Genomic DNA, 15214 nt, shown 5'->3' with positions numbered 1-15214 from the left:
TTGCAAAGGCATTAACAGCCTGATACATGACACAGACTAAAAAAGCCGTTAGACTAGCCATAACTTTTTAACCACCAACTTTTAGCCACCACTTGACAGCGTCACTTGAGGCGCTGCAACCAACAAGGAATATCACATGGTAGACATGCCACCAGTAGTAGAACTAGATACCAATATGGGTGCGATCGTTATCGAACTCAATGCAGAAAAAGCACCAAAAACCGTAGAAAACTTTTTGAACTATGTAAAATCTGGTCAATATAACGGTACGATTTTTCATCGCATCATTGATGGCTTCATGATTCAAGGCGGCGGAATGGACGCTGAAATGAACGAAAAACCAACCAATGCGCCAATTGAAAACGAAGCTGACAACGGTCTAAAGAACGATGCTGGTACGATTGCGATGGCACGTACACAAGACCCGCATTCAGCGACTAGCCAGTTCTTTATAAACGTAAAAGACAATGGCTTCTTAAATCACACTGGCAAAAACATGCAAGGTTGGGGCTACACCGTATTTGGTAAAGTCACTAGCGGTATGGATGTGATTGAAAAAATGAAAGGCGTTCCTACTGGTCGTTTCGGCATGCATGCTGATGTACCAAAAGAGCCAGTAGTGATCAACTCAGCGACTATTGTCTCTCAATAGTAATTGACAGTTAATTATTATTTGATAGATATTATTCAGTAAGCACTTATTCAGAGAGTATTTCAAAAAACACACTCTTATAAGTTACGAGGATAAGGATAAATGCAAAGTTTTGACCACCTAATTACAACCCGCCCTCATGAGGTGCGACAAGTATTGATTAGCGATTTGCATTTATCGCCTGAAGAGCCTGCCTTAGTGCAGGCTTTTTTGGCACTGCTTGATGATTGTCTTGCCTTACCTAAGCTAAAACGCTTATTTATCTTGGGTGATTGGTTCGAAGTATGGCTAGGTGATGACGTTTACTTATCATTATCAGAGGATGAGCGCCAGAACCACTGGCTCACTACGATTATCTTGAAGTTAAAAGCACTGCGAGTAGCTGGCTGTGAGATTTTAGTGATGCATGGCAATCGTGATTTCTTATTAGATCAACCGTTTTGCAACCTCTTCGGTGGTCAGCTTATTTATGAGCCATACACCCTAAATGTCGGGCAGCAAAGTTATCGCTTAGAGCATGGCGATGCGCTCTGTACCGATGATAAGAAATATCAGTTTTTTCGCAAAATAATGCGCAATCGTTTGACTCAATGGTATTTGCTCAATAAATCATTAAAGAAACGCTTGGCTATCGCTGAAAAAATGCGCCAAAAAAGCCAGCAAAACAATGCCAAAAAAGCCACTCATATTATGGATGTCAACGAGGACGCCGTGATACAAGCAATCACTGATAGTGATGCTCTATTACATGGGCACACACATCGTCCAGACATTCATCAGGCGACTGCTGATAAGAAACGTTATGTCTTAGGCGATTGGCGATTGTTAGACAAGGATACACGCCAGCCAAAAGTCAGTGCGGTGATTGGCGCAGTGACAGGCAACGAAAATACACATGATAGCTTTAGTAGTAATAATGCTGAATTTGAATTGGTTGAGTTTAAAACACTCGTTTGATATATGTTTTAAGTGTACTTCAGATATATAAAAGGGTCAGCTCACTTATGAGTTGACCCTTTTTACCATTTTGTCACTGTTAGCTTGTATCTAAAACGCTTTATGTTTTAAGGAATTAACTTAAAAAAGTGCTGACGATAATGCTTTAGCTCACGAATAGAGTCGCGAATATCATCTAACGCTAAGTGACTACCACCTTTTTCAAAGTTTCGTAAAATATCAGGGCGCCAGCGGAAACACAACTCTTTGATTGATGAGACATCGAGATTACGATAATGGAAAAAACGTTCAAGCTCTGGCATTTGACGTGCCATAAAACGGCGATCTTGGCAAATTGAGTTGCCACACATTGGTGATCTACCACTATCGACCCATTTATTTAAAAACTTAATGGTCTCTGCTTCTGCTTCTGCCAATGTCACCGTACTACGGCGCACACGATCGACCAACCCTGACTGACCATGTTGCTTGGTATTCCAGTCATCCATCTTATTTAAGACTTGGTCCGATACTTTGATAGCAAACACAGGGCCTTCAGCAAGTATGTTCAAATCTTCGTCAGTTACGACAGTAGCAATCTCGATAATCTCATCGTTTAGGGTATCGAGTCCGGTCATTTCTAGGTCAATCCATACCAGCCCTTTTTTGCCTTGGTTTTTGATTTTAATCTTATTGGGATGGTCATCGGTACTCATATTTTATCCTATGGTAAATAAATTTTGGCACAACATTGGCTCAACGTTGGCGCAATTCTAACTAGATAAACCATCTATAAATGGTCATGCTCAAATGATATTATTTTGCGCTTACCAATTTATAATGCGTTTAAAAATTAAAACATTACAAAACCACCGTCTGGTATAGGCGCTTTAGGCTGTATGTTAGCAAATTTTCACGCTACACTTAGCAATATTTTTTTAATAGGTCAAAACCCATGGCATTAATCAGGCAGCGCAAACTGACCAAACAGCAGATTCGTCGCATCGATAAACAACAATTGGACAGTCAAGACAGTATCGATGACAGTTTGATGGATGGCGTGGTCATGGCGCATTATGGCAAACAACTGGAAGTACAGGTCACTAGCTTGCCAGCTGTGATACCCGTACAGCCAGAGATTGCCCCTGACGATCCTGAACCGTTTTGGCAGACGCTTGAATTAAATGATATCTGGCGCTGTCACGTACGTACCAACCTGCCAATGTTGGCAGCAGGTGATCAAGTACGCTGGACTGCGGACTCTAATACAGGTTTTGGACGTATCGAGTCCGTCAAACCACGTAGCTCGCTTGTGTCGCGTCCTGATCGCTATCATAAGCTCAAACCCGTCGCCGCCAATGTTGATATTTTGGCCATTGTTTTTGCCCCATTGCCTGCTGCCGCGCCAACGCTTATTGATCGTTATTTAGTCGTTTGTCATCACGCTGGTGTAAAGCCGTTATTGGTGCTCAATAAAGCCGATCTACTGGCGCAAGAAAACGGCGTAGATACCAATGAACTACTAGCGCAGTATGCCGCACTCGGTTATGAGAGCGTGCTCACGTCAGTAGACTGTCCTGAAAATATTGCAGACAGCACTGACCAGCAAGGACTTGATGAGCTAAAACACTATATAGATAAAAAGCTGGTTATCTTTGCTGGTCAGTCTGGCGTCGGTAAAAGCAGCCTAATTAATGCACTATTGCCAAAGTCAGCACAGAGCGTCAATATTATTTCTGAGAACTCAAAACTCGGTCAGCACACCACGACGACCAGCCGTTTACTACCTTTTCACCCAAATGATTTGACCCAAGGCGGTATCGTCGATACCCCTGGTATCCGTGAGTATGGTATTTGGCACTTAAGTCCTGACGATATTATCTCAGGCTTCATAGAGCTTGCACCACTCGCAGGTGATTGCCAGTTCCGGGATTGTCGTCATACTCATAACAGTAAAGGTTGTGCGTTATGGCAAGCAGTGGCTAACGGTGACGTATTACAGCGCCGTGTCGAAAACCTTGTCACTCTCAGAGAAGAAGCAGATACCAAGCCTTATTAAGGTCTTATTAACGCTTAACTGCTAGGTTGTCTATCGCACGTTTACTCTGGATGGTCTAATCGGTATAATAGCGCCTTGTTCAATATCGTTAGGCTGATATCTCAGCTTAATAGAACACTTATTTTCTTGGAGGTATGGTTTGGAACGTGCGCTGGATTTTTTGGGCAATCACCCGTTTTTATTTGGTATATTAGCCGTACTTGCCGTCATGTTTTTTACGATTGAAAGCAAACGTAGCGGCAAAAAAATATCGCCCAACACTCTTGGTATGATGGTGAACTCGCAAAATGCGCAGCTTATCGACATTCGTGAAAAAAAGAAGTTTGAGTCAGGCTATATTCAAGGTAGCCGCAACATACCTTTTACTGTGCTAAAAGATCGCCTAGAAGAAATTCGTGCGATAGAACAGCCAGTAATCATTGTATGTGATATAGGCGTGCAAGCAGGCGCTGCAATCCAGATGATCGGTAAAGATGATGTCTACCGTTTAGAAGGTGGTGTCGGTGGCTGGAAATCCTCAGGCATGCCACTGGTGGAGTTAAAAGATACTAAGTCAAAAAGTAAAGGCAAAAATAAAGCCAAACCCAGCTTACATAAGTAGAGTAGCCTTCTACCAGTATCAATTATTAGCAGTGGATTGGTAATAACAATTAAAAAGACACCTTATCAATGGGTGTCTTTTTTTTGTGATATTTATGCTCACCTGCCGTACTTTTATGCGACAACATCTTGAATTCGCGATGCTCATCCCCACTGTAGTAATAAGCGGCACAAAATATATTTACCCTTTACACTAACCCTAAAAATACCATTAGCCGTATCAAAATTGTCTAGTCTACCATGTGTAGTATTTACACCCATTTTGCTTGCTGAACTCATTTTTGTGAATGGCATTACTTATGGATGACATATTATAACAAGGCGTAAACTATGATAGTTTACCAAACTAATTATAATTAACCCCTTGCCTCATACACACTTATAAATAAGGATTTACCATGACTGTATCTGTTAAAGTATATACTACGCCTATTTGCCCATACTGTACAAATGCCAAAAAAATATTACAAAATAAAGGCGTAGATTATGAAGAGATTGGTATGCACGACATAAGCAGAGAAGAGCGCCAAGCATTAATGAAAAAAACCAATAACTATCGTACTGTGCCACAAATCTTCATTGGCGATACCTTTGTTGGTGGTTTTGATGAACTCAATCAAATGAACCAACAAGGTAAACTAGACGAGCTATTAGCAGGTTAATCCGTTACTTTACCGTCTTCAACTATTATAAAGATAGATAGTGAAACTGGTGATAAAAATATCGAGATGAAATATCCAAATTCAGTCTCGATTTATATTACAATTATATTTTCTTAATTATTTGATTCAATTTTAGAGGAATTATTATGGCTGAAGAACAAGCACAACCACAATTGGCACTAGAGCGTATTTACGTAAAAGACATGTCACTTGAAGTGCCAGGTGCTGGCGTATTTACCAAAGAGTGGAACCCAGAGCTTGATATCAACCTGTCTAGCAACGCAGAAAAGCTTGATGATGATCATTATCAAATCATTTTGACCGTGAGCGTTACCGCAAAAAATGCTGAAGAGCCAGCGTTTATCGCTGAAGTTCATCAAGCAGGTATTTTCTTATTGAAAGATATTCCAGAAGACCAAATTGGTCAAATCCTAGGTGCCTACTGCCCTAATGTGCTATTCCCATATGCTCGTGAGGTCATCAGTGACATCGTCACACGTGGTAGCTTCCCACAACTACTACTTGCCCCTGTAAACTTTGATCAAGCTTACGCGCAAAGCCAGCAGCAAGCACAAGTCGGTGCGCAGGGTAACGCTTAGATCTTGGATTGATAATATATCAAGATAACAGCATCTAAAAGCCGTTGACTTATTATGCATGAGTTAGCGGCTTTTTTGTGCTCTGTTATTTGTGCTTTGTTAGACACCTATTCTTTATAGAAACAACCTTTTTTATCACTAGGTATAAAAAAACCCTGCCAATAAATAATGGGCAGGGTCTGCGCTAGCGTCATCAATCATCTAAAATGAATGATTAGCCTTTTAGTGCTGATAAAATTTGTTGCTTCACATCATCGATACCTTGCGTACCATCAAATTTATCATAGTTAGGCGCATCAGCACCTTCTTTTGCTTTGTCTTGATAAAAACCAACCAAAGCTGATGTCTGCTCATGATAAGTCGCTAAGCGATCACGAATAGTGGCTTCTTTATCATCTTCGCGCTGAATTAATTCTTCACCAGTGACATCATCTAAACCTTCTTGTTTAGGTGGATTATGATGGATATGATAGACGCGACCTGAGCCTGGATGCTGGCGGCGACCAGACAGACGGTTAACGATTTCGTCATCAGGAACACTAATCTCGACCACATGATTAATGGCAACACCTGCATCTGCAAGCGCTTGAGCTTGTGGAATCGTACGTGGGAAACCATCAAAGATACAGCCATTTACGCAATCAGGCTTGGCGATACGTTCTTTCACTAAGTTAATAATGAGGTCGTCAGAAACTAAGCCACCAGCATTCATGATATCTTTGGCTTTTTTACCCAGCTCGCTACCCTCTTTGATCGCTGCACGCAGCATATCACCTGTTGAAATTTGCGGGATATCATATTCCTTCGAAATGAATTGGGCTTGAGTGCCTTTACCTGCGCCTGGTGGGCCTAGCAAAATAATACGCATCATTATACGATTCTCCTCTTAATAGATAGGATTTTGGGACTAATACAACGTTGGGATTGAACGTTGGGATTGGTTGTTTGCAAAGCTACCTTACCTTGTGGCTTTGCAAAGCTCAAGTACTTTAATTATTTGCGATGATACGTGACCATGACTTATCTGTTCATATAACACAGTTGCACGATACTATATCTGGCGATAGCGCTTATATTATAGAGTCTCACAGCAAAACAAACCTACAATAGATTGAGTGTATCATGGGATTTGTTGACTAATTTCTACATTGACCTCAGTTTGCTCAGGACCAATAACAACAGGGTTTCCTGACAAATCTCCTGTCTCTGCAGTGGCTGTACCACTATGGCTAATACGTGCGATGACGGCTAACTGAACTTTATCATCTCGCGCAGATTTTAACGTACGTTCAGGCATCATCGCATCTAAATCGCTTAGGCTAATATTGGCTTCGCCCTGCTTAATAACGCTAATTGGTAAGCGCTTAGCTGCAAATGGTGGTCCACCATTAACATCTCGTATCGCCACAAACAACACGTCATCACCCTTGACTAAAGGTAACAAGCTAGCACTTACCTTCACAGTAACTTCAACCCCTTCAGACGCTTGCGCACGCTGATTAGCTACGCTAGCACTTAACTCATCTAAACTTGCCAGTGCTTGGGTATGGTCACCTGGTTTGGCAGAAATACTGTCACGTAGACGCGTAATCCAACCTTGTGCTTCATCAAAATTACTACTACGAGCCTCACCCATTGCCATGAGCATTTGCGCGCCTTCATGACCTGGATTTTTGGCCAACACACCTTCTAATACTCGGCGGCTATTACCATCTAGCTGACCGTTATTAGCAAAAAAGCTAATTTGTGCGTAAGTTGTCGCAATCTCTTCATTTTCTGGTGATAAACGATAAGCACGTGACAACGCTTCTAACGCCGAATCTGTCGCTTCTAATGATAAGAACAACTCAGATAGACGCATCCAGCGATCTGGGTCATCAGCATGACGATATACATTGGTCTGCATAGCACTGATCAGCTGCTGACCATCTTCGACTGCCCAAGCAGGTGGCTGATCAATTTTACCCGTCAACAAATCATCAGCAACTTGAGCAACTTTGTCTTCAGCTGTCCAAAGTTCAAATACAGGTGTACGGTCACCAACCATCAGATAAGACATACCTGTCAATACAGGTACCCAAACAATAATAATCAGTCGACTTTTAATACCAGGTGTAACCATCGGTGTGACATCACGTTGAGCATCTAGCAGCTGACGCTCAAGCTCAAGTTTTTGATTTTGATAATGACTGTCATCAATAGTACCACTATCTTTATCTGTTTTTAGCTCCGCTAAACGCTCGCGAAATACAGCAAGATTAATATCTAACAGCTGATTGTCTATCTGTTTCTGTTGCGAACGAGGCGCTCTTAACCACGGCATGATAACAATCACAGCAAGTATTAAGGCAATAAGTAAACTTATAGAGATAAATAAGCCCACAGTAGAAAATATGGTCATTTTTTGTCCTCGAGACTGGTGATGTCCTGATCTTTCTTATCATTGCTATCAGCACGTGATAACAAGCGATCCAGTTCAGCTTTTTCGGCAGCAGACAGTGCCGTAGCAGTATTATTCGCTGACACGCCACTTTCGCCACTAACAACAAGCTGGCGTCGTTTGCTTTGCCAAAACCAGCCTATCAATAGAATGATGAGCAATAATGGCGGAAAAAACCACAATATCCATGTTGATGGGCGTACAGGTGGCTTATAACTGATAAAATCGCCATAACGTTCTTGCATATAGGCACGTATTTCACCGTCACTACGACCATCTTTTATCAAGTCATAGGTTTTTTGTTTCAGATCTTGAGCAATAGGTGCATCAGAGCCTGCTAAGTTTTGATTCTGACATTTTGGACAGCGTAGCTCTTCTATGAGACCACGATATTGCGCTTCTTGCTGTGGAGAATCAAAATCATAGACTTCAATCGCAGCATAGCTGGTCACACTCAATAGAGCAGCTATAATAAAGCCTGCTAGCGTTAACAACCCTGCCTTCATTTGATGAGCAATCATTTACACGCCTCCTCAATCTGACTTAACTCTGGAGTAACGTCGTTATTATTAGCGTCATTGAGTACCATCAAACAAGGTGTAATACGGCTTTGCCAGTTACTTTCATTAATCTCACCAATAATGTGCTGGCGAATAATACCTTCACCGTCCACAACGAAAGTCTCGGGCGCACCAGTTAAACCTAAATCTAAAGCAAACTGACCGGATAAATCCTGAATAGACATTGAGAAGGGATCGCCACCTCGGTTCAAATACCCCAAAGCATCACCGATTTCATCTTTATAGTTAACGCCTACTATATTGACACCACGTTCTTCTAGCTGCATCAAAAAAGGATGCTCAATGATACAGGTAGGACACCAAGAGCCCCATATGTTCATCAAAAAAGGCTGATTGGGCAAATTCGCGTTGGTCATGATACGACTGGTATCTGACAATAATGGTAGCTCAAAAGTTGGTACTGGACGTTCAAGCGCGGTATTAGTAACAATTTCTGTTGGCTTACCCAGACGCATGTACAGCATAACGACCAATCCGAAGAAAACAATGAGCGGTATTAAAAACCATAACTTAAGTTGCTTTTTGTTTATGGTTTTACTGCTGCTTTTCTTATCGTGCTGATCAGGGGTATGGTTTGATGTACTCATGTTACTTATCCCCCGCTTTCATAGTGGCTGCTTCTAAATCGGCAACAGTCGAAAATCCTGCTTTATTCGCCGCTATTTGTGCAGGCGTCTTGATTTTCTTGATACGATAACGACTATCAAACATGCTCAATAATGCACCAAACGCCATAATCAGCGCGCCAAGCCATATCCAGCGAATGAGCGGTTTAACATAAATGCGTACTGCCCATTCATTACTACCTTCGGCAATAGGCTCACCAAGTGCCACATAAACATCGCGCATCAAACTGGCATCAATAGCGGCTTCGGTCATCGGCATCATACTAATAATATAATTACGTTTGTCAGGGTATAGTGTTGTCACAGCCTCACCATTTTTGGTGATGTCAACTTCAGCTTGCGTGGCATCAAAATTACTGCCTTTTATTTCACTAAAGCCCTTGACGGTAAAGTCATAACCTTGAACATGAACACTATCATTTGGCCCAAGCGCAACATCACGCTCAATGCTCAACGTGCTGGTAAACGCAACACCGATAACCGCCACAATTACACCGATATGAGCGGTCTGCTGACCCCAATAGCTGAGACGTAACTGACGTAAACCTTTGAAGAAACTAGGTGCATTTTTAGTTTTGTCTTTAAAGTCTACGACCATCCAGAACAATACCCAAAAACTAACTGCCAATGTAACGCCGATATTGAGCATCGCAGACGGGCTGACGAAATAGGTGATAATCGCTGCCAATACAATGCTGCTTGCCGCAATGACCGTACCAGAACCCAATAGCGGTCGGCTGTCTTTTTTCCAGCGAATATTGGATCCCATACCCATTGCGACCAGTATCAACCAAGTCAATGGCACAAACAGCGCATTAAAATACGGAGGACCGACGGATACTTGTCCTAAATTAAAGGAGTCAGCAATAATAGGATATAACGTACCAAGTAAGACGACTAAGGTTGAGATCAACAGGATGACGTTATTGATAACTAAAAAAGACTCACGTGAAATCAATTGATATTGACTTTCAACAGTCAAACGCCAGCCTCGGACAGCAAACATAAATAAGCCGCCACCGATAATCACGCCAAGAATCACAAGGATCACCAAACCACGTGTTGGATCAGCGGCAAACGAATGCACAGAGGTAATCACACCTGAGCGCACAAGAAATGTACCTAGCAAACTGAGCGCAAAAGCAAAAATTGCTAGCATGATGGTCCATGCTTTAAAGACACCACGCTTCTCAGTTACCGCAAGTGAATGTAGTAAAGCAGTACCAGCTAGCCATGGCATCAGTGAGGCGTTCTCTACTGGATCCCAAAACCACCAACCACCCCAGCCTAGCTCATAATAAGCCCACCACGAGCCAAGTGCGATACCGACTGTCAAAAAGCCCCAAGCAGCGAGCGCCCATGGACGCGACCAGCGTGTCCATACCGCATCTAAACGACCTTCCCACAATGCAGCCATGCAAAAAGCAAATGGCACGACCAGGCCCACATAACCCATATACAACATAGGCGGATGAATAATCAAACCGAAATCTTGTAGCACAGGATTTAGATCCACACCATCAACAGGTAAATTAGGCAATGTACGATCAAATGGCGATGAGGTAAAGATAAGCATCGCTAGCATCATCATCTGCACACCTGCCAAGATAACCAAGACTCGTGCACGCATCGACAATGGTAAACCGCGACTGAAATAAGAGACCAACGCACACCAAGTGGCCATAATAGTCATCCAAAGTAGCAATGAACCTTCATGTCCACCCCACGTTGCTGACAGTTTATAATACCAAGGCAACAATGTATTAGAATGTTGCGTGACATAGACAAGGCTAAAGTCATTGTAATAAAAACCTGCCATCAGTGCGCCAAATGATGTGATCATTGCAGCAAACTGTGCCCATGCTAGGCTTGGTGCTAGACGCTGCCATGCAACATGGTCGCGCATGACGCCAACGGTCGGCAATACCACCTGCAAGATCGCCAACATAAAGGCGGCCAGCAAGGCAAAATAACCCAATTCTGTGATTAACATACGGTCTAACCTTGTTTACCTTAATACGGTCATAGTTTATTTTAGGGATTGGAATTTTAAGACATTTAAAATATCTAGAACATCTAATATTTATGACTGCTGTATGTATGACTGCGATGATTATCGCCACCAGCCTGTGTAATTCGAGACCTTTACAGCATGGTACATTAGCGCCAACTTGTCACATTCTTGTATCCACTCTGTATGTGATGTGTGTAAACAACATAAAAAGATACTTATCATTGAACTGCGGGGAAAAACACTAACACCAGATGCAACCAGCCAGCCAAAAATCCGGTCAACCCACCAAGTACAATCAATGTCATCTCGTCTTCACGGAAAGCTGGACGTAATAAATTTTGAAACTCATTTGGCGTCAGTGCACGAATACGGTCACGAAACAGCCCAAATATTTTACTAGCACGACTTTCATTCAATTCAGGATCACGCAGTGGCACCATTGTTGCTACAATTGACTTATCAATAATCGTATTTTTTAATTGACCGTATTCACGTCGACCTAAACTCACACGCAACGTCGTACTAATAACAGGTGACTCTAATACTGTATATAAATGCGATTTCATCAACTCACGCGTTTGCACAGCACGATCACCATACATCATCTCATTCATGATGTTTTCAAGCGTGACCAAATCTTTTACAACAATCTCAGCAAAAACCTCAGAAACTTCTTCTTGACGCTTCATAAAACCGCCTTGCAAACGATACTTTTCAATACGTGGCAACTGCGGTTTGATAAAGGGAAAATGACTTTGCACAGAAAAAAACTTCACATAGGATATAAAGCGCGGCTCTACTGGATTAAACACCATCCAGATAGCAATCCAGTTGGTGAGAAACCCCCAAATTGCTGCAAAAAATGGTACCGTCCAATGTTGCGGCACTAGCAAAAATATAAACATTTGAGTAATACCAAAGAACAAGCCAATAAAAGCACTAATATGCCAAATAAAATCGATTTCTTTTTGGCCCACTCTTAAAAACATATTAACCATCAAACGACGATCACTCTCCATCGTATTGACAATCATTCGACGCATATCAACCAGGTCTTCGACATGTTGGGTCAAGTCCGTCACTAAAGACTGCATAATACTAGGTAATTCTTGATGCGCTTGGGCATAAACACGGCGTTTGATTGCATAAGGCAAATTACCCCACAGTCCTGGCGAATGATCTAACATGATCTCGTCAATCAGTGCTTCAAGGTTATTATCAACAGTATCCGTGATAAATGTCGCCAGCTGCTTAGGTTCCATCGCCTGAAAAAACTCATCAAGTGAGCCAAGCTTTGATAACGTTTGATCAACGATGACACCTGATATTTTGCCAGCTTTGCGTGGAACAATACCCTGCCAACCAACACCTGGCAACCCAAAAAAAGGTAGGTTTGGAATACGAACACCCCAAAATTTAATGGGGTAAAACAGCATTTTTAGTGCCATCCACACATGTATCCATGTGACAAATGCGGTCACAGGAGGAATCGTTAGCATGGCAAAAAATTCTGGGTGTTCAGCTATCGTCTGCCACAATGAAGTTGGGTCCATGATTTATCTTGTCCCTGACAGGTTGATTATCGTTGCTAATATTGTCGTTGCCGATATTGTCTTACTAATAACGTATAACGCGCCGTTTCTAAATTAGAACGCTTTACAAAAACACGCTCTACCCATAATAATTACTATAAAATAAATCGCCTGATTTTAGCATACTTGCTATGTATTAGCACACGCAGACCTTAAGCAAGTTGTGGCTAGAGATGAGATGCTTTATCAGCCTACGCAGATAGAAAAGACCCAAATATAAGCTATCATTGAGATAGCAATAATAAAAGCAAAACAGATAGCAAAATACTGCGTATTCTAACTTGTTCTGTTATAATTTATGATTCAGTGACAACGCATATCTATAGACAAGTTGATTCGTTGTTATTTCAAACGATTGCTTCTATATATTTGAAATCCCTTATATTATCCTTTATGTTTGCTGCATACTGGTTAACGACCCTGCCTATTTTTATTTTATTGACTTAATCTGACCGTTCAGGCTCTAATTTTATATGAATAAACCAATAACTCCCAACACTGAACAGGTCAGTCGTATCTTTATCCATCGTATTATCGTTTTTGGTATTTTGATATTTCTTGGGTTAGGCGGTTTAATAACGCGGTATGGCTATCTACAAGTCTATGCCCATGATAAATACACAACACAAGCTGATAACAATCGTATCAAGCTAATATCTTCACCGCCGAGCCGTGGTTATATTTATGATCGTAATGGAATAATACTGGCAGACAATCAGCCTGTATTTACCGCAATGATAAGCCCTGATGAGGTTGAAGACCCAGAACGTACCTTACAGTTACTTGCGCCTATTTTCGATCTAACAACAAAAGACATTACTGATATTTTGGCGCGTCTTAACAAAAATAAAAATGATCCTGTGACCATAAAAATTGATGTAACTGATGCACAGCTGGCACAATTTAGTGAACGCAAACCCTTTTTTCGTGGTGTGAGTATCCAAAGCAAGTTAACGCGCGACTATCCTTATGGCGAGCTATTCGCACACGTCATTGGCTATGTGGGTCGTATTAACGACAAAGAAAGCAAACGTATTGATAAAGACCGTTACGCTGGTACAGATCTAATCGGCAAAATCGGTATCGAAGACTATTATGAAGATGTGTTGCTCGGGCAACCAGGCTATCAATCAGTCGAAACGGATGCTCTTGGTAATATCATTCGCCAACTGGATACCAAGCCGCCTATCGCTGGTAATGACATCACATTGTCTCTGGACTATGGCTTACAAACAGTCGCTCAACAACAGCTTGATGGCCGACGCGGCGCAATCGTAGCGATCGATCCCAAGAACGGCGATGTATTGGCCTTTGTCAGCAATCCAAGCTATGACCCTAACCCGTTTATTTCAGGTATCTCTTTTAGAGACTATGGCGACTTGCGAGATAGTCCTGATCAGCCATTATATAATCGTGCGCTTCAAGGCATGTATCCACCCGGATCTACTATCAAACCTTTTGAGGGCTTGGGCGGTATCCACTACGGCTTACGTAATTGGGATAGCACTATCTACGACCCCGGTTATTTCAGTTTACCTGGTGATTCACACCGTTTTCGTGATTGGAAACGAGGAGGACACGGTACCGTCGACTTAAAAAAATCCATCATGCAGTCGGTAGATACCTATTATTACAAGTTGGCCTACGAGATGGGTATCCAACGTTTTCATGACTGGATGGTACGCTTTGGTTTTGGCGAACAAACTGGTATTGACTTACCTAATGAAAAAACAGGCATTATGCCCTCTCCAAAGTGGAAAAAAGATACCTACGATAAAAACTGGTTACCGGGCGAGACCATTTCAGTCAGTATTGGTCAAGGATATTTTTTGGCTACCCCGCTACAAGTAGCTAACGCCACAGCCATGACGGCCAATAAAGGCTACCATATTACCCCGCACTTACTCAAAAATAGTAACGGTGAAGCCAAAGTTGACGTCATCACCAAACCTGATGGTAAAATTGATTATAATGGTAAATCTTCTGATTGGTTACGTATGCACGATGCGATGGAAAATACCGTAAAAAGCGGGACTGCTCGTGGTATTTATACCCCTCGTTACCGTATCGCCGGCAAAACCGGTACTGCTCAGGTAAAGTCTATTGCACAGGGCAAACGTTATGATAAGTCCGCAATAGATAAACGCCATTGGGATCATGCTTGGTTCAATGGTTTTGCGCCAGTCGAAGACCCTCAGATTGCCCTTGCAGTACTGGTCGAAAACGGTGGTGGCGGTAGTACGGTTGCCGCCCCTATCGGCCGCGCACTTTTTGACTATTGGGTCCTACAACGCAAGAGCAATCCTATTTTGCCACCGACTACTGATGAATTAAAAGTCATTAAACGCCAAAAAGCCTTTGAAAAAGCCATGAGTGATGCCTTACGTGATAAAGAAGAGGCTACACTAAAAGCACAAGAAGAAGCAGTCGCTACCTCCGAGTAAGAAGACTGC

General features: G+C 42.1%; 14 protein-coding genes. 7 read left to right on the top strand and 7 right to left on the bottom strand.

The genetic code is table 11. The features are described 5' to 3' along the window. Positions 1-136 precede the first annotated feature (136 nt). Positions 137-652, top strand: a complete 516-nt coding sequence (locus tag EI164_RS01825; protein WP_192518293.1) for a peptidylprolyl isomerase — start codon at positions 137-139, stop codon at positions 650-652. Positions 653-754: 102 nt separating this feature from the next. Next, positions 755-1609, top strand: coding sequence for a UDP-2,3-diacylglucosamine diphosphatase (locus EI164_RS01820; RefSeq protein ID WP_192518292.1), 855 nt, complete (start codon positions 755-757; stop codon positions 1607-1609). 107 nt (positions 1610-1716) lie between these two features. On the opposite strand, the gene orn is transcribed toward EI164_RS01820, so the two are convergent. Then, on the bottom strand, positions 1717-2304 hold the full coding sequence (gene orn / locus EI164_RS01815) for an oligoribonuclease (RefSeq protein ID WP_192518291.1): 588 nt from the start codon (positions 2302-2304) through the stop codon (positions 1717-1719). Positions 2305-2543: 239 nt separating this feature from the next. On the opposite strand from orn, the gene rsgA reads away from it, so the two are divergent. The 4 genes from rsgA (at position 2544) to secB (ending at position 5508) form a co-directional block, all read left to right on the top strand. Further along, positions 2544-3647, top strand: a complete 1104-nt coding sequence (gene rsgA, locus EI164_RS01810; protein WP_192518290.1) for a ribosome small subunit-dependent GTPase A — start codon at positions 2544-2546, stop codon at positions 3645-3647. 139 nt (positions 3648-3786) lie between these two features. Beyond that, the gene (locus EI164_RS01805; protein ID WP_192518289.1) at positions 3787-4248 is read left to right on the top strand and encodes a rhodanese-like domain-containing protein; all 462 of its coding nucleotides are present in this window, start codon (positions 3787-3789) and stop codon (positions 4246-4248) included. Positions 4249-4645: 397 nt separating this feature from the next. Beyond that, positions 4646-4909, top strand: a complete 264-nt coding sequence (gene grxC, locus EI164_RS01800; protein ID WP_192518288.1) for a glutaredoxin 3 — start codon at positions 4646-4648, stop codon at positions 4907-4909. A 143-nt stretch (positions 4910-5052) separates the two neighbouring features. Beyond that, positions 5053-5508 (top strand): protein-export chaperone SecB, encoded by a 456-nt coding sequence (gene secB, locus EI164_RS01795; RefSeq protein WP_192518317.1) that lies wholly within the window; start codon positions 5053-5055, stop codon positions 5506-5508. A 214-nt stretch (positions 5509-5722) separates the two neighbouring features. On the opposite strand, the gene adk is transcribed toward secB, so the two are convergent. From adk to EI164_RS01765, 6 genes are all read right to left on the bottom strand, one after another. Continuing rightward, positions 5723-6376, bottom strand: a complete 654-nt coding sequence (gene adk, locus EI164_RS01790) for an adenylate kinase (protein WP_192518316.1) — start codon at positions 6374-6376, stop codon at positions 5723-5725. A 252-nt stretch (positions 6377-6628) separates the two neighbouring features. Next, positions 6629-7909 (bottom strand): c-type cytochrome biogenesis protein CcmI, encoded by a 1281-nt coding sequence (gene ccmI / locus EI164_RS01785; RefSeq protein WP_192518287.1) that lies wholly within the window; start codon positions 7907-7909, stop codon positions 6629-6631. Continuing rightward, positions 7906-8454: a cytochrome c-type biogenesis protein gene (locus tag EI164_RS01780; RefSeq protein WP_192518315.1), complete on the bottom strand. Its 549-nt coding sequence runs from the start codon at positions 8452-8454 to the stop codon at positions 7906-7908. Before EI164_RS01780 ends, ccmI begins: the two co-directional genes overlap by 4 nt. 11 nt (positions 8455-8465) lie before the next feature. Further along, on the bottom strand, positions 8466-9116 hold the full coding sequence (locus tag EI164_RS01775; protein WP_192518286.1) for a DsbE family thiol:disulfide interchange protein: 651 nt from the start codon (positions 9114-9116) through the stop codon (positions 8466-8468). Position 9117: 1 nt separating this feature from the next. Then, positions 9118-11148, bottom strand: a complete 2031-nt coding sequence (locus EI164_RS01770; protein WP_192518285.1) for a heme lyase CcmF/NrfE family subunit — start codon at positions 11146-11148, stop codon at positions 9118-9120. A gap of 239 nt (positions 11149-11387) precedes the next feature. Continuing rightward, on the bottom strand, positions 11388-12722 hold the full coding sequence (locus tag EI164_RS01765; RefSeq protein ID WP_192518284.1) for a hypothetical protein: 1335 nt from the start codon (positions 12720-12722) through the stop codon (positions 11388-11390). 512 nt (positions 12723-13234) lie between these two features. On the opposite strand from EI164_RS01765, the gene mrdA reads away from it, so the two are divergent. After that, positions 13235-15205 carry a penicillin-binding protein 2 gene (mrdA, locus tag EI164_RS01760; protein ID WP_192518283.1) on the top strand — a complete coding sequence of 657 codons (1971 nt, stop codon included), beginning with the start codon at positions 13235-13237 and terminating at the stop codon, positions 15203-15205. The last annotated feature ends 9 nt before the right edge of the window (positions 15206-15214 follow it).

Source organism: Psychrobacter sp. FME13 (assembly GCF_014861395.1).
Classification (GTDB): Bacteria; Pseudomonadota; Gammaproteobacteria; order Pseudomonadales; family Moraxellaceae; genus Psychrobacter.
The sequence above is the reverse complement of the archived record's forward strand: the minus strand, read 5'-3'. Positions and strand labels throughout refer to the sequence as shown.